17 protein-coding genes are annotated in these 15,716 nt (G+C 42.3%); 1 reads left to right on the top strand and 16 read right to left on the bottom strand.

Annotated features, from left to right (window positions below):
* Positions 1-176: 176 nt before the first annotated feature.
* The 11 genes from RTR43_RS22925 to RTR43_RS22875 form a co-directional block, all read right to left on the bottom strand.
* Positions 177-410 carry a CsbA family protein gene (locus RTR43_RS22925; protein WP_248736725.1) on the bottom strand — a complete coding sequence of 78 codons (234 nt, stop codon included), beginning with the start codon at positions 408-410 and terminating at the stop codon, positions 177-179.
* Positions 411-506: 96 nt separating this feature from the next.
* A complete protein-coding gene (gene panF / locus RTR43_RS22920; RefSeq protein ID WP_312475680.1) occupies positions 507-1,967 on the bottom strand; it encodes a sodium/pantothenate symporter in 1,461 nt (486 codons plus the stop codon).
* On the bottom strand, positions 1,964-2,251 hold the full coding sequence (locus RTR43_RS22915; protein ID WP_312475678.1) for a YhdT family protein: 288 nt from the start codon (positions 2,249-2,251) through the stop codon (positions 1,964-1,966). Before RTR43_RS22915 ends, panF begins: the two co-directional genes overlap by 4 nt.
* Positions 2,252-2,520: 269 nt before the next feature.
* On the bottom strand, positions 2,521-4,053 hold the full coding sequence (locus RTR43_RS22910) for a polysaccharide deacetylase family protein (RefSeq protein WP_312475676.1): 1,533 nt from the start codon (positions 4,051-4,053) through the stop codon (positions 2,521-2,523).
* Between the two features lie 314 nt (positions 4,054-4,367).
* Positions 4,368-5,285, bottom strand: coding sequence for a cation diffusion facilitator family transporter (locus tag RTR43_RS22905; protein WP_312475674.1), 918 nt, complete (start codon positions 5,283-5,285; stop codon positions 4,368-4,370).
* 274 nt (positions 5,286-5,559) lie between these two features.
* Positions 5,560-7,626: a heavy metal translocating P-type ATPase gene (locus tag RTR43_RS22900; RefSeq protein ID WP_312475672.1), complete on the bottom strand. Its 2,067-nt coding sequence runs from the start codon at positions 7,624-7,626 to the stop codon at positions 5,560-5,562.
* Positions 7,619-7,990: an ArsR/SmtB family transcription factor gene (locus RTR43_RS22895; RefSeq protein ID WP_312475670.1), complete on the bottom strand. Its 372-nt coding sequence runs from the start codon at positions 7,988-7,990 to the stop codon at positions 7,619-7,621. The genes RTR43_RS22900 and RTR43_RS22895 overlap by 8 nt, the downstream gene beginning before the upstream one ends.
* 169 nt (positions 7,991-8,159) lie before the next feature.
* Positions 8,160-8,975: an energy-coupling factor ABC transporter ATP-binding protein gene (locus RTR43_RS22890; protein ID WP_312475669.1), complete on the bottom strand. Its 816-nt coding sequence runs from the start codon at positions 8,973-8,975 to the stop codon at positions 8,160-8,162.
* Positions 8,975-9,751 (bottom strand): energy-coupling factor transporter transmembrane component T family protein, encoded by a 777-nt coding sequence (locus RTR43_RS22885; protein WP_312475667.1) that lies wholly within the window; start codon positions 9,749-9,751, stop codon positions 8,975-8,977. Before RTR43_RS22885 ends, RTR43_RS22890 begins: the two co-directional genes overlap by 1 nt.
* The gene (locus RTR43_RS22880; RefSeq protein ID WP_312475664.1) at positions 9,658-9,936 is read right to left on the bottom strand and encodes a PDGLE domain-containing protein; all 279 of its coding nucleotides are present in this window, start codon (positions 9,934-9,936) and stop codon (positions 9,658-9,660) included. Before RTR43_RS22880 ends, RTR43_RS22885 begins: the two co-directional genes overlap by 94 nt.
* Positions 9,933-10,565: an energy-coupling factor ABC transporter permease gene (locus RTR43_RS22875; RefSeq protein ID WP_312475661.1), complete on the bottom strand. Its 633-nt coding sequence runs from the start codon at positions 10,563-10,565 to the stop codon at positions 9,933-9,935. Before RTR43_RS22875 ends, RTR43_RS22880 begins: the two co-directional genes overlap by 4 nt.
* A gap of 74 nt (positions 10,566-10,639) precedes the next feature.
* Here RTR43_RS22875 and nikR point away from each other — a divergent pair, with 74 nt between their 5' ends.
* On the top strand, positions 10,640-11,059 hold the full coding sequence (gene nikR / locus RTR43_RS22870) for a nickel-responsive transcriptional regulator NikR (protein WP_312475658.1): 420 nt from the start codon (positions 10,640-10,642) through the stop codon (positions 11,057-11,059).
* A gap of 441 nt (positions 11,060-11,500) precedes the next feature.
* Here nikR and cydS read toward each other — a convergent pair whose 3' ends face one another.
* The 5 genes from cydS to RTR43_RS22850 all read right to left on the bottom strand — a co-directional run bounded on the left by cydS (position 11,501) and on the right by RTR43_RS22850 (position 15,688).
* On the bottom strand, positions 11,501-11,623 hold the full coding sequence (gene cydS / locus RTR43_RS25715) for a cytochrome bd oxidase small subunit CydS family protein (RefSeq protein ID WP_454786405.1): 123 nt from the start codon (positions 11,621-11,623) through the stop codon (positions 11,501-11,503).
* Between the two features lie 17 nt (positions 11,624-11,640).
* Complete coding sequence (locus tag RTR43_RS22865; RefSeq protein ID WP_312475655.1) at positions 11,641-12,666, bottom strand: cytochrome d ubiquinol oxidase subunit II; 1,026 nt, start codon at positions 12,664-12,666, stop codon at positions 11,641-11,643.
* Entirely contained in the window at positions 12,663-14,009 is a 1,347-nt protein-coding gene (locus RTR43_RS22860) for a cytochrome ubiquinol oxidase subunit I (RefSeq protein WP_312475653.1), read from the bottom strand. Before RTR43_RS22860 ends, RTR43_RS22865 begins: the two co-directional genes overlap by 4 nt.
* 243 nt (positions 14,010-14,252) lie before the next feature.
* The gene (locus tag RTR43_RS22855) at positions 14,253-14,894 is read right to left on the bottom strand and encodes a response regulator (RefSeq protein WP_312475686.1); all 642 of its coding nucleotides are present in this window, start codon (positions 14,892-14,894) and stop codon (positions 14,253-14,255) included.
* A complete protein-coding gene (locus RTR43_RS22850; protein ID WP_312475650.1) occupies positions 14,894-15,688 on the bottom strand; it encodes a sensor histidine kinase in 795 nt (264 codons plus the stop codon). Before RTR43_RS22850 ends, RTR43_RS22855 begins: the two co-directional genes overlap by 1 nt.
* Positions 15,689-15,716 lie beyond the last annotated feature (28 nt).

The raw sequence follows: 15,716 nt of genomic DNA, 5'->3' as shown, positions 1-15,716 counted from the left end.
TGATTTAAACATGACGCCACAACCGGTGTCCACTTTTTATACTAGCTTCAATTTTTATAAATTATTGGCTCATTTTTTAGGAGTTATGGCTTTTTTTACAATTTGCCCCAATTTCCTGAAGGAGATTTGCGTCATCATCAAAAAAAGCCTGCCACAAACGGGCAGACTCTGGATTACTAACTTTTTTTTGCCGCTCGTTGCTTCATTTTTGCTGCCAGCCAGAACCCTGCGGTTAAGGAGAAGGCGTCAATTACAATGAGTACGAACGAGTTGGTATAACCTTTATATACAGACGCCGCGATAAGAGCAACGGTTAAAACAAGGCCGATGAATCGATTGTAAGTGACCCGTGTAAAAAGTAAAACTAGTAACCCTGGCAAAATAAAGCCCGACAAGTATGCAATAACCACTACCAATGGGTACACCTCATTCACTGCTTTCTGTTAATTAATTCTAGAAATTAATCAACAAAATTGCAACAAAAAGTTTCTTTTTCTAGTCCTCACTCATTGAATGGTAGCGTTATTTTTCGATTTTGAAAGCTGCTGTGTTTGATGGGTCATCAAGCTAATCAGCACGAAGCCAAGCAATGAGAGCACAATTGGCACAACTACTGTGTGGAGCCCGAATGCATTTGGGTAATAACGGTCTAATAGTATATAAGAACCCATTCCTAAGATCATCGAGGTGATTGCGCCATATTTGTTGCCTTTACGCCAATAAAGTCCTAGAATTACTGGCCAAATAAAGACGGACTCCAAGCCCCCGAAAGAAAATAAATTCAGCCAAACAATTAAATCTGGCGGACTTAACGCCAGCAGAATAACGAGGATGCCAATAATCGCTGTGACACTGAAACTGACCTTTTTCACATGATTATCCCCGGCGTCAGGCTTAATGTAATTCAAATAGACATCCTTAACTAAAGCCGAGCTTACTAGGATGAGTAGGGCATCTACCGTGGACATAATGGCCGCCATCGGCGCGGCAAGGACGATGCCGGCAACAAACGGCGGCAGCACTTTCATCGACAGCAATGGCATGACGGTATCACCTATTTTTACACCAGGAAGCACTGGCCTTGCGAACACGCCAATAAGGTGCATACCAAGCATAATAAAGCCGACGACAATCGTCCCGATAATGATGGCACTATGCATCGCCTTTGAATTTTTATAGGACATCGCCCTTACTGTAATTTGCGGCAGACCGACAACTCCAATCCCCACTAATATCCAGAACGAGGAAACATAGGCGGGTGTTAAACTTCTATCAGCGCCAAATGGACTAATTAAATTTGGATTTTCCGCCGCTAAATCGGAGATGATCCTTGGGATGCCCCCGCCTGCTTTAATCGTTGCCACGAGAAGAATTAATGTCCCTATAAACATTACAACACCCTGAACGGCATCCGTTAAGGCCACCGCTCGAAAGCCACCGACGATGACAAATACGAGAACAGAAAAGGCAAAAATCAATAATGCAACTGTATAAGGCAGGCCTGTTAAACTTTCAACGAGCCGCGCTCCGCCAATCCATTGTGCTGCCATTGATGAAAAAAGAAAAATAATGATACTTGCCGCCGATACTAGCACAACGGTTTTACTTTTATAGCGTTCTTTTAAAAAGTCAATCAAGGTGATGGCCTTGTACTGACGAGCAACGATGGCGAATTTCTTCCCTAACACCATTAACGTGAAATAACCGGTTGCCAGCTGGGCCATCGCCAGCAGAACCCAGCCTAGCCCTTGTGTATAGGCAACTCCTGGTCCTCCGATAAAACTGCTGGCACTGCCATAAGTCGCTACCATGGTCATTGCCAGGATGAAGCCACCCATTTGCCGCTCACCTAAAAAATATTCCTCGAGGAAGGAATTGGATTTGATGACAAATTTATTGGACCAAAAGCCGACTGCAAAAATAATCATGAGGAAAATAATCAATGGTGTAATAACTGCCCAGTTCACTTAATATCCCCCTCTTCTTCTTCTTCAAAGGGAACTTCTTTAAACAGGAATGTTACTGTCAGAATAACTAGAATAACCATTACGATAAATCCAACAACACAGCTATAAAAGAACCATGCCGGTAATCCAAATATGTACGTATAATTTTCAACCTTGCCTGAACCGAGTCCATAACCAAAACCATACCACCAGATAAAATTGATTAATACAAGGATAACCCCGATCAGTGCTTCTCTATGGGCTATCTTAAAACGCTTATCCAACGGATGAACTGTTTTTTTCAACCGTATGCCTCCTCAAAAATGTAATCTCGTTATTTTTAACGAATAATGAACATTTTACCAAACAAACACGATTGTTAAAGAATTTTGCACAAAAAAACCTATTAAGATGTGCCCGATACACGTGACACAGCTCAATAGGGTTTTAAAGAAAGTGGTGCCAGGCACCACAGAAAGACATTTCATGCAATTTGTCCACCATGGATGGACACTTACGTTTATCAGGGTGTCCACGCCACACGGACAAAAAGGGGATTTATCCACGAAGGGTGTCAGGCAACCACTTCAATCCGCACTCCATCTTTACCTAACTGATAACCATCAATCACAGTGTTGGCTGCCATTAGTCCTTCTTTGTAGAAGTAGTACCCTTTGCCTTCTATATCATTCCAACCGGTTGCCAACACTCCATCATTGTTAAGAAAATACTTTTTCTCTGATAGGTCCAGCCAGCCTATTTTCATGATTCCACTATTCTCAAAGAAATACCAATTACCTTTATGGGAAGTCCAGCCTGTTTTCATCGACCCATCAGCAGCTAGGTAATACCACTTATCAGCAGATTGAAGCCACCCTGTTTTCAACATTCCGGCTTCATCAAAGTAATACCATTTACTTTTACTAGATAGCCAGCCTGTTTTCATCACACCTGATTGATCAAAATAATGCCATTTCCCGCTTGTTGAAAGCCATCCGGTCTTCATGGAACCACTCGATTCAAAGAAATACCACTTGCCTCCATTTTTTAACCAGCCCGTTTTCATTTCTCCGCTTTCATCAAAATAATACCAGCTGTAACCTGATTTTAACCAACCTGTCTTCATAACTCCGCTACTATCCAAATAAGCCCAGGACTTTCCTGACTTAGTCCAACCTGTCTTCATAACTCCTTTTTCATCAAAATAATACCAGCTTTGCCCTAACTTTAACCAACCTGTCTTCTTTGTCCCACTTCCATCCAGGTAAGACCATTTGTTATTAACCTTTGACCAGCCTCCGGTGTAAGTGTCGCCTTTTACCATTTCTTTAAATTCCCTCAATGATGTAGATGGAACTACGGACTTTCTTCCAAGCTCAAATGGATTATTTCCTATCTTGGCATTTACAGCCACTGTTGTAAAAGCATATTTATATCCTGTCATTTTTAATAGTTCGATTGTTCTCTTATTATAAGTTCCAAACGGATAAGCAAAGTAATCAGTAGTTAATAAATTTCTACTAGTCTCAAAGTCTTGCAAAATGACCTGTTCAGATTCTGTTAATAGTGCTGCTTTTCCATTGACAAAACGGTGCAGGCCCTTAGTATGACTTCCATATTGAAAAACGTCTTTCATCGCATCGACCTCTGACCAGCTTAAAAATTGTAATTCCTTCGCATCGAAAGGTACCGGGGTATTGGAAATACGGTCTGTAATCAAGAAGCCTGTAGCTTTAAATCCGTATTTTTTTAAGATGGGATAGGCATAAACGTAATTTGTTTTATGTCCATCATCAAATGTAAGCACTACTGTTTTACCCGGAAATGTCATTTCTCCACGGAGATAAGCACCTAATTCAAATAAGCTGGCAGTATAGTACCCCTGATTATGTAAATATTTCATTTGCTCTTCAAAGGCTTCCAGGTTAATAATGTTTGAATTTCTTGGGGAATAGTTTTCATTCTTTTTTAAAATATTATGATATAGGAGTATAGGGATTCCACTCTGCTTCTTATTATTTTCTGCACTTGCAGAGGTATTAAACAATAATAGAGTACTCGTTAAAAAGAATAGTATAAATGTGATCTTTTTCAGTTTCAGTTCCATTTCCTGTACCTCACATATTCTTTATAAGAAATATAGGTATAAATGACTTCATATCCTTTTCCTTCAAGGACCATTTTTACCAATACTGGTAAAAATTATAAAACAATACTACTATTATATCAATAAAATTTTTCCATAGTTTCAATTAGTTGATTAACCATCTTGTTGGAAATATATTGAAAACTATAAAAAGGGACATCCTCGATTAGATGCCCTTGGTCAAAAAAATTTTTATCAACCTTTGAATGATCCCTTAGTATTTTGCTGTTATTTACTTTAATTCTACGAACTGCGAAAACAAGACCTTCAAAAACCTAGTTACAAGTCCCATGCGGACTTGGGCAGCCATTGGCTGCTTTTTCAACCTGAATCGTGCTGTGCTCAATCTGGAATTCATCATGGAGAATCCGCTGCGATTGCGACAGGATCTCATCATGAATTCCTTCATCAGAAATGGTTACGTGGCAACTTAAGACCGGATAACCAGAGGTAATTGTCCAAATATGCAAGTCATGGACTTCCTTCACTAATGGAATTCTCCCCAGTTCCTTCTTAACCTGATTGATATCAATTTGTGTCGGAGCACCTTCCATCAAGATGTGAAAAGAATCCTTTGTAACTCTGAATCCACTGACAAGAATTAAGGCGGCCACGATAACGCTGGCAATGGGGTCAGCAATGCCCCAACCGAAAAACATGATCAAGAGGGCGGCGACGATGGCCCCAACCGACCCAAGCATATCACCTAGTACATGTAAAAAGGCACTTCTAACATTTAAGTTTTCATCCTTGTCACCTTGCATTAAAATCCAAGCAGCAATGATGTTTACAAGTAATCCTATAATAGAAATGACCAGCATCCCCGTGCTTTGCACTTCCGGAGGAGCGAAAAAACGTCGGATGGCTTCATAAAAAATAATCAAGGAAATGACGATTAACGTTAATCCATTTAGCGCAGCGGCAATGATTTCAAACCGTTTGTAGCCATACGTTTTTTCTTGTGAAACTTGCTTTTCCCCAAGCTTAATCGCGAAAAAGCTTAATCCAAGTGCAGCGGCGTCACTCAGCATATGGCCGGCATCAGATAGCAAAGCCAAACTGTTCGTTAGGAAACCGCCGATGACTTCGACGACCATAAATGCGGCAATTAAGATGAAAGAACTTAATAAAGCTTTTTTGTTTCCTGTATGTGAATGTCCGTGTGAATGTCCATGATGGTGGTGATGACCCATGTTTATCCCCCCAAAAAGCCTCTTTTATTGCGGCTCTATTATTTATCTCTTTCTAAAGAAAACTCGCCCCGACTGGCAAGCCCCAAAGAGCGAAGACAGAGGCGTAGTTGCCCTTATGCGTGATAGAAAAGAATAAACTTTCCTAATTAGCTTCGAAAGTTTATTCTTTCCTATTAGCTAAACCGAAATTGTTCCGAATAAGGCTAGTTTTTTCCAATCACATTAATTCGATACATTTCTATTGAGTAAGGCTACTTTTAATCAGAATAACTCTCTATTCCTTCACCCGTAAAAGTCTTAATCCGTTTAAGGTCACGAGCAAGGTCACTCCCATATCAGCGAAAATCGCAATCCACAAGGTAAGCCAGCCCGGAACGACAAGGAGAAGGGCCAATAGCTTCACAACAAGTGATATGGTGATATTTTGCTTTATTATCTGAAGGGTTTTCCGGCTTAGTTTAATCGTAAAGGGCAGCTTTTTTAAGTCGTCGTTCATTAAAGCGATATCAGCCGTTTCAAGCGCCGTATCGGTCCCAGCCCCACCCATCGCAATCCCAACAGTGGCCGAGGCGAGTGCCGGCGCATCATTGACACCATCACCGACCATTGCTGCCCTGCCAAACTGGGATTTTAATTCTTTGATAAAAGCTAGCTTATCTTCTGGCAGCAGCTCTGCTTCGATGCTAGTCATGCCAACATGCCGGCCAATTGATGCAGCGGTTGCTTTGTTGTCTCCAGTAAGCAATATTGTTTGTTGTATGCCTAGCTGATGAAGACGTTCGATGACCGTTCGGCTGCTTTCGCGGACTTCGTCGGCAACTGCTATCAGGGCGAGGATTTTTTTGTCTGTTCCAGCAATCATCACAGTTTTGCCTTCATTTTGCAGGAAGGAAACTTGTTCAGTGACTTCTCTAGGAATGGAATCGAACAGCTTCGTATTTCCAACCAAGTACTCTGTTCCGTTAACCAGTCCTTTAATGCCTTTTCCGGTAATGGAGGAAAATTCCTCAACCTGATTTTCTACGTTAAGGTATGCAGCTTTTTTGATAATGGCACTAGCAAGTGGATGCTGCGACTTGCTTTCAAGTGCGGCAACAACCGCGAGCAGATTCTCATCACCACTGTAGTTGATGAAGTCCGTCACGACTGGCACCCCTTTCGTCAACGTGCCTGTTTTATCAAAGGCAATTGCCTTCACCGCTCCTAATTCTTCTAGATAGCTACCGCCTTTAATTAGCACACCATTCCTGGCCGCATTTCCAATTGCCGTTACGATCGAAACAGGAGTGGAAATGACTAACGCACATGGGCAACCGACCACTAAGACGGCGAGACCTTGGTAAATCCACTCTGACCAGTTGCCGGAGAATAACAGTGGTGGAGCCACCGCAACCAAAGCTGCAACCACCATAATCGCCGGCGTGTAATACTTCGCAAACCGGTCGACAAACTGCTGAGAAGGCGCTTTTTCTGCCTGTGCCTCTTCGACTAAATGAATGATTTTTGCTATCGTCGTATCTTCACTTAGCCTGGTGACCTTTATTTTTAAAAATCCTTCTTCATTTAATGTTCCGGCGAAAACTTCGTCTTGAACGGCTTTTTCTACAGGCACCGATTCGCCGGTGATCGCCGCTTGATTAACGGATGAATGGCCTTCGACAATGATTCCGTCCATGGCAATTATTTGCCCGGGCTTTACATGCATAATGTCGCCGACTTCGATATCTTCCGCTTTTAGTAATACCTCTTGGCCGTTTCTGACAACAAGGGCTTCCGTTGGTGCCATTTCCATCAGCGACCGAATGGAGTTCCTCGCTTTATCCATCGAATAGCCTTCGAGAACTTCACTAATGGCGAACAAGATGACTACGACTGCCCCTTCACTCCACTCGCCGATGATTGCCGCACCAATAATCGCGATCGTCATTAGTGTTTTCATATCAAAATCAAGGCGGAGTAAATTTTTCAATCCGGTTTTAAAAAGCGGAAATCCTCCTAGTAAAATAGCAACGGCAAAAAGAATATCTTTCGAAAAAATATAGCCAGCGAGGATGAACAATAGCGATAACCCGAGCAGTCCATAACGTTTCCAGAACGGTTCCTTTTGCTCGGCAGGCGGCTTTTCTTTTTCCGGGTAAATCGTTAATTTTTCAAAGGCACCTGCTTCATGCAGTTCCTCTAAAGTGGCACTTCCGAAGACTGTCAGCTTTGAAGCACCAAAATTCACTTTCGCATCAACAACACCATCCAGGTGCTGCACGTTCTTTTCGAACTTAGTGGCACAGCTTGTTCAGGAAAAGCCTTGTACTCTGTAGACTTGTTTTTCAATTGTCTCAGTCACGGCTGGCCACCTCTTCCTGATGGGCAAAGGCAATTTGGATTAAGTGGTTAACATGCTCATCATCCAGGGAATAATAGACAAGCTTGCCCTCTTTACGGTATTTCGCAAGCCCAAGGCTTTTTAAATGGCGTAAATGGTGGGATGCCGTAGCCGTTGTTGCCCCGACAATATTAGCTACATCACAAACGCAGAGCTCTTCTTCGAGTGTTAACGCATAAGCGATTTTCATCCGCGTTTCATCGGACAGAGCTTTAAAAAGCTTTGTTACTTCAAGGATAGTGCTGCCATTCTCAAGATGCTGCTGCACTCGAGTAGTTTTCTCGTTATCCACACAGGTAATTTCGCAAACATCGCGCTCTTCCATTCTGTCACCCTCTTCATTCAAATGTTGGTTTGATTATATCATATTCAAATGACAGTTTGAATGTCAATGGCTTTTGCCTATTTTTTAGAAATTTGTTTAAAAAACAGAAACGTCTTAAACACAAAATAATATGTAAAAAAGGAGAGAACTCTTCGTTCCCTCCTTTTTCTTACATATAAGTTGCTAACCATTTCTTTGCTTCTTCAATTCGTATCGGCATTTCTCCATGATTACCTTTCCATATGGCGGTCATCAATTCGGCAATTGGCGGCAACGTCAAATTAGCCTCTTTCATAATATCAGGGCGTTGAAACAGCTCCCTGGGTTGGAAGCTTCCGAGGCACTGACCTTGATGAATCACGATCACATCCTCCGCCCATTCAGCGACAAACTGCATATCATGGGTCGTCACAATCACTGTTTTGCCCTGCTCCTGCAGCAGCTGTAATATCGATGCCATCCGTTCTTTTCCGAATGGATCAAGAAAGGCCATTGGCTCGTCTAAAATAAAGACATCTGTTTCCATCGCAAGAACTCCAGCAACGGTGACGTGCTTTTTTTGCCCATAACTTAGCTCAGAGGGATTGTCCGCCAGTAAATGCTCAATTCCTAGAAGCTTAATATATTTATCCACTCTTCCCTGAACCGCTTCAGCAGCTACATCCATTTGAACAGGTCCAAACGCTATATCATCGGACACGGTTAAAGAAATAAGCTGGTCGTCAGGGTCTTGAAAGACGATGCCAACATGTTGATATAATTCTTTTCGCAGCTTCTTATCAACCTTCTGATTACGGAAAAATACATCTCCTTGCTGCACGGCATACAGCCCATTCAAATGAAACAAAATCGTCGACTTTCCGGCTCCGTTTGCGCCAACAATCGCCGTTTTCCTACCCTCGCGTATCGAGAAGGAGATGTCTCTTAATATCGGCTTGTCATTCGTATAGCCATATGACACATTATGAAATTGAAATACATCCATTATCGCTGTCCTCCCACAAAAAACAAACAGGCAACACAGCCGACCCACAGCACACCATGCAGCCACTCAAACCGAGGTACAATTTCTGTTTTCATCGGCTTTCGTTCTCCTTTATAGCCTTTGCTCAACATTCCTAAATAAATCCGTTCGGATCGTTGAAAGGAGCGAAGCAGCAGGCTTCCTAATAGCCCGCCTAATACCCGATATTTCTTTACTTGAAACCATTTACCAGTGTAAAAGCCTCGGCTCCGAAGACTTAACAGCATTTGCCGCACCTCACCTCGAAACACGTCCATAAACCGCAATGTAAACATAATCAGTTCCATAAAAATAGACGGAAGCCGCAGCTCAGCTAACACTTGCAAAAAAGCTGGAATACCCATGCGGTAAAACATAAAGGTGAGCACCTGGGCAACAAAAAGCAATCGCCCGCTATATTGAAGCGCTTTTATCCATCCATGATCCCCCTCATATAAAGGAAAGAATAGAAAAGTAAACAGCATAAAGAACGCTATCGGCCTTAGCTGTTTAATAAAGGCACGAACCGGAATCCCATAAATAATGAAAAGCAACATCCCGATGAGCAAATTTCCACCAATCACCATAAGGTCCTTCGGTAAAACGCCGAGCACAATCAGGAAAAGGGCCATCACCACTTTTACCCTTGGTTGAGGGAGGGCAATCAATTTCGTTTTCCTGCCATTTTTCCTAGCAAGAGAAAGAGTCCAAACGTAATCACAACGCCAATGATGCCCGAAAGACTTGATGACAGCCATGAGTGCATGCCAGGAATGGCATAGTCAGGGAGTGGTGAATGAAGATACGATGTCGCTCGGTCAATAAATCCCAGCTCTTTTCCTGCCTTTTCGTAGCCATCGGGATGCTGCGAAGCAAGCAAGGATACAGCTCCAGCAATAAATAGCGATATCGTAATCCAAATATAAATCCGTTTCTTCATCATGATCTCTCCTCTCTCCTTGTAAGGAAAAACGAAGATCGACGGGCAAAAGGAACAACCGCTCCGGTAATCAGCCCTTCACCTATGCCGATGATCGAATGCCACAGGATAAGTGTTTGTAACGCCAAACGATAGGAAACCACATTGGACGCCCCAAGCTGAAGGGCGGCAAAAGCAGCAGTGGCGACAACAGAAACCCAGCCTGCAATAAATACCATCAGTGTAACAGGGATTTTACTTTTTCGTAGCAATCTATAGACAATTGAAGCGGCTAGCGGAGCAATGATCGCCATATTCAGAATATTGACACCTAGGACGCTGATCCCCCCATCCTGGAACACCACTGCTTGAATCGTGACCACTGTTGTCATAATGAGTGTTGTCGGCCAAAAGCCGAATAAATAGACAGCTAAAGCTCCTCCAATCAAATGACCAGAGGCTGCAGCTCCTAATAAGGGAAAATTGACCATTTGTGTTGCAAAGATAAATGCAGCCATCACACCCATAATCGGTACCGCTGTTTGCTCGAGATTTTTCTTCGATTCTTGAACACTTTTGGCAAGGACAACAACTGATACCACTGCGCCTGCGGCTAAGATAGTGGGACTTAATATCCCATCAGGAATATGCATTACGATTCTCCTTTACACTTTTTCTAAAAAAATATTTATGATATGGTTAAGTTATAGGAAGGAGGCACAAAACTTTGACTTCAAAGAACTTAAGTCGGTTTGGCGTATCCATGGAAGAAAGCTTACTCGAGAGCTTCGATCAATTAATCGAGGAGAAAGGGTATAAAACCCGCTCTGAAGCTGTCCGAGATTTAGTCCGCGAAAAGTTAGTCAAACATAAATGGGAACAAGACGATCATGAGGTGGCAGGAAGTCTCCTTATCTTCTATGATCATCATCAACGCCATCTTATGGAGGAACTAACGACCATCCAGCACGACTATCATGATGCCATTCTTGCCACAACTCATTTTCATCTGGATCATCATAATTGCTTGGAAATGATTGTCGTTCGCGGAAACACACAAAATATCCGTACTTTACGGGATAAATTACTTAGTTTAAAAGGGGTAAAGTATGGTTCATTGTCTGTTTCGCCTGTAACGGAACCATAATCGTGTTACTTTTCTACCTAATCGTAACACCAATGTATGTTTTAGAGCCTTGCCATTTGTGTCAATTTTTTTAATTTGAACAATAATAAGTCAATATAAAGCCCCGATGAATATGGACGATATTTTCTATATGTATTTACACATTCAAACCTGAACACCAATATCTTCACAAGCTCAGTTTTTTTATTTTTTACAAAAAAACTATCATGAGCCTCAACTCCCAACCCAACCATGGAAATAAATTTAGAGAACAAGCCGTAGTCACCTAATAAAGGCGGTGAGAGCAGAGCTAGACTTCACATCTTTCGTCTAGTGAAATGGGTATTTCACTTTAACTGGTTAAAGTGATTCATTTTTGCGGCGCTCCGCCCCTTTTCCACAGAAAAAGAAGAACCCAAAGGCTCTTCTTTCATTCATTCTAACAACAAAATGGTGTCGTTTTTATTTATTTTGGCTAGAATTGGTCGTATTTACAGCTTTATCTTTCGGAGCTATCCAGAACGCTACTGCTATAGAAGCAAGGAGCACTAGAAATGGCGCGTAAAACATCAGGAAATCATCCAACACGGTGGGGCCTCCTTTTAAGCATGATCATTACGATTACCTTGAACATAATCTTTGTTAAACAAGAACAGCCTTAACAACAGGTATAGAGATGGCAGGAGTAAACAGAGTCCGGCAATAAACGCAATCACCAAGGCGGTTGCCATCGCTTTGTTCGTGAAGCTGTCATAAATCGTGAGATACGGATACATTAAATAAGGGTAATGCGATATTCCATAGGCCAAAAAGGCGAACGTAAATTGTCCGGTTAATAACCCAAAGGCTAAACCGTAAGCAAGCCGTTTCCACAGTAAGAAAACAGTTCCCGCAAACAATATTATGGATAGCCCAAACAACCACCAGACATCGACTAATCGCTGATAATGTTCTGGATTATGGGCCTTCATCTCCACGATAATTCCCGTAGCGGTGATGATGGCAGGCCCTGCCCAAACAAGGGCATATTTCCGGAGCAGATTGGCGGCCGCCCTGTCTTTCGCCTTTTGCGCATACCATGTTAAAAACACGGCGGAAATATATAAGACAGATGTCAAACTAAGCACTACAATACTCCATGACAGCGGGCTTGTAAACAAGACCCAATAATCAAGTACCGGCCCCGATTTCTCCATCGTGACAAACCCGCCCTCGGAAATCGTCAACACAATCGATAAGGACGCTGGGATAAATAATCCTGTAAGTCCGTACAAGATGGTATACCGTTTATGCTTCAACCCCCCATAGGTGGTAAACGCATAATAGGCACCGCGAATGGCCAGCAGAATCACGGCGATACTCACAGGGACAAGTAAGGTTGAACCATAGTAATAGGCTGTTTTTGGAAAAAAGCCGATTATCCCGACAAAGAAAAAGACTAAAAATACATTCGTAACTTCCCAAACCGGTGATAAATAACGTTGAATCACCTTCGTCAAAATATGCTCTTTTCCGGTCACCGTACTGAAGGCATTAAAAAACCCTGCCCCAAAGTCAATCGATGCGATGATAATATACCCGAATAGAAAAACGCCCAATACGGTAATTCCAAGGATTTCAAGTGTCATTTCATGTCACCCGCCTTATCCGCTGCCCGATCAGCTAATTCCTGTTCCACTGGATTCTTGCGGAACATCCGCCATAATACGAACGCACTGCCAATGCCAAGGATGAGATATAATCCGGCAAACAGCCATAGCATCGTATCCACATGTCCGCTTGCCGTTGCTGCGTCCTTTGTCCGCATAATCCCGCGCAAAACCCACGGCTGTCTGCCTACTTCGTCCAGCCACCAGCCCGCTTCTATCGCGATAATCGAGAATGGACCACCGAGTACCATTAGCCATCTAAACCATTTTGAAAAAATAAACGGCCATTTTTTCCACGTACCAACGAGATAAACTAACGATAGGAAGACAAGCCACATACCGATTGTTACCATTAAATCGAATAAATAATGAATATAAAGCGGCGGCACATCCTCCTTGCTAAATTGATCCAAGCCGATGACTTTAGCGTTCGGATCACTATGTGCCAAGATGCTGAGGCCAAATGGGACTTTCAATGCATATTTCACTTCTCCATTGTCCAAAACCCCGTACAAGATAAGCGGAGCACCAGCTTCTGTTTCAAAGTGCCATTCTGCCGCTGCTAATTTTTCTGGCTGATATTCCGCTAAATACTTTCCGGAAAAATCACCGATTACAGCTGTTGCAATGGAAAATATCAAGCCAAGCTTCATCGTTAATAATAACGCCTTTTTGTGATACTCATGGTTCGACCCTTTCAATAGACGAAAAGCACCGATGGAGGCCAGTACAAACGCTGAAGTCATATAGGCCGTTACTACGACGTGTGTCACCTTCGACGGCATCGCCGGGTTAAACATGGCTAAGAGCGGACTTACATTCACCAGTTCCCCATTAACAAGATCAAAGCCTTGCGGCGCATTCATAAATGCATTCACGATCGTGATAAATATGGCGGAAAAGGATGCCCCCAGCGCAACAGGTATCAGGAGCAATAAATGCTTTTTCTGATTCTTAAACCGATCCCATGTATATATGTATATTCCTAAAAATATCGCTTCAAAGAAGAAAGCGAAGGTTTCCAAAAATAGCGGCAGTGCAATTGTATTTCCCGCCAGCTCCATAAAGTTTGGCCATAAAAGAGAGAGCTGCAGGCCGATTGCGGTTCCGGTCACAACCCCGACTGCCACGGTAATAACGAACCCACGCGTCCATCTGCGAGCCAGTAATATATAATGTTCGTCATTCTTCTTAATCCCCACCCATTGAGCAATCATAATCATCAGCGGTACGCCGACACCTATGGTTGCATAAATGATGTGGAAGGATAGGGTTAATTCTGTTAGGACACGGCTAAAAAATACTGAATCTTCATTTCCCATTTCACAACACGACCACCTTTCTTAAATTTCAGAAGGCATCATTCAACCTCCCCTATAGCACCAAGCAATTAGCAAATCTTCATTTACCCTGAAAAAATCCGCCCTATAATCGATAAGCCAATAATGAATGCCACGATAAAGGCTAGCCATATTAACATTCGTTCCTGTTTTTTATAGATAAGGATCCCTCCTCTATGCCCAGTGTTCACACACCTCTAAATCCTTCTTATTATCGTTTCCCATTTATTTCACAATATATTTAACTGCATAGGAAGCAAGCTGTGCTCTGTTTTCGAGACCGAGCTTTTCCAGTAGATTTTTGATGTGATTTTTCACCGTATTCTCGGCAATAAATAGGTTTTCGGCAATCTGCCGATTGGTTAAACCTTCTGAAACTAACAGAAGAATTTCTTTTTCTCTCGGCGTCAAAGAGCTATTCTTAGTGGTGTTTTGCAAATCGCGTTCTCGAAATTGATAGAGAAGCTTTCCAGCCAAGTCCCTAGTTGCCGAATTCGACCCATCAACAATCGAACGCAGATACTGAAGCCAATCATCCGGATCCATATTTTTCAATAAATAGCCCTGGGCTCCATACTGAATGCTAGTAAACAAATCACCTACATTATCAGAGACACTTAAAATAATCACTTTGATAAACGGATATTTTTCCTTGATGATTTTCGTTGCCTCTAGGCCGTCCAAAACCGGCATTTCAATATCGATTAATAAAATATCGGGTAGATGTTCACCGCACAGTTCAATGGCTTCCTTGCCATTCTTTGCTTGACCAACAATCGTAAAAAGGCTTTCTTCTTCAAGGATTTCCATAATAGCCTGCCTTGCATGGGGGTGATCGTCAGCAATCAAAACTCGATATGGAACCATCATTTATCATTCCCTTTTACCGTTATTTTCGTCCCTTTATTTATCTCAGAGAAGATGTCAAGCATCGCATCCATTTTTTCGACTCGCTCTTTTAACATGATCAGACCGTATTGACTAGGCCTCCTGTCATTTTTCGAGAACCCTTTCCCATCATCTTCAATTTTCATTTCCCAGCCATGGGGAATCATCTGGACTAGTAAAACAGCGGTTTGTGCACCAGAGTGTTTTCGAATATTCGTAAATGCCTCCTGGATGATTCCGAAAATCTGAACCTCTTCTGAAGGATTAAAGTACCCCTCCGATAACTGGATGGTCACCTTTGTTTCAATTCCAGAAACCGTACTCCATTCGTTCAGCCAATTCTCCACTCGTTTCGGAAAAGAAATCATCTCTAAAGGATTCACGCGCAAATTATAAATCGCCTGCCTAACATTTGCATCGATAGAATTAACGAGTCCGCTCGCTTCATTTATTTTTCCCTTTTTTAAATTCACCTTTAGTAAAAATAAGGTTTGTGCAATATTATCGTGTAATTCTTTTGCCAGCCGTTCTCTTTCTTCATAAACAGCGCGCATTTCCCGCTCCGTTGCCAGGCGATGGTTTTTTTCCTCCATCATTTTAAACATCCAGGTGGTAAACACATAGGAAATAACTAATGTTAATAAGATAATCAAGTAATTCCCTGTCTCCATTGACAAATTATGCAGTAATACACTATGCCGGATAAGTTCGAAGCTCCCTATGAGTAGCGGAGGTAATAAAATCGAGATTATTTTTAGTGTACGAAACGACATCCTAACCGCCTCTCTCCTAGCTGATAAC

Origin of the sequence: Neobacillus sp. (assembly GCF_031988165.1) — a bacterium.
Classification (GTDB): domain Bacteria; phylum Bacillota; class Bacilli; order Bacillales; family Cytobacillaceae; genus Neobacillus; species Neobacillus rhizosphaerae.
This window is presented reverse-complemented; position numbering and strand designations above follow the sequence as displayed.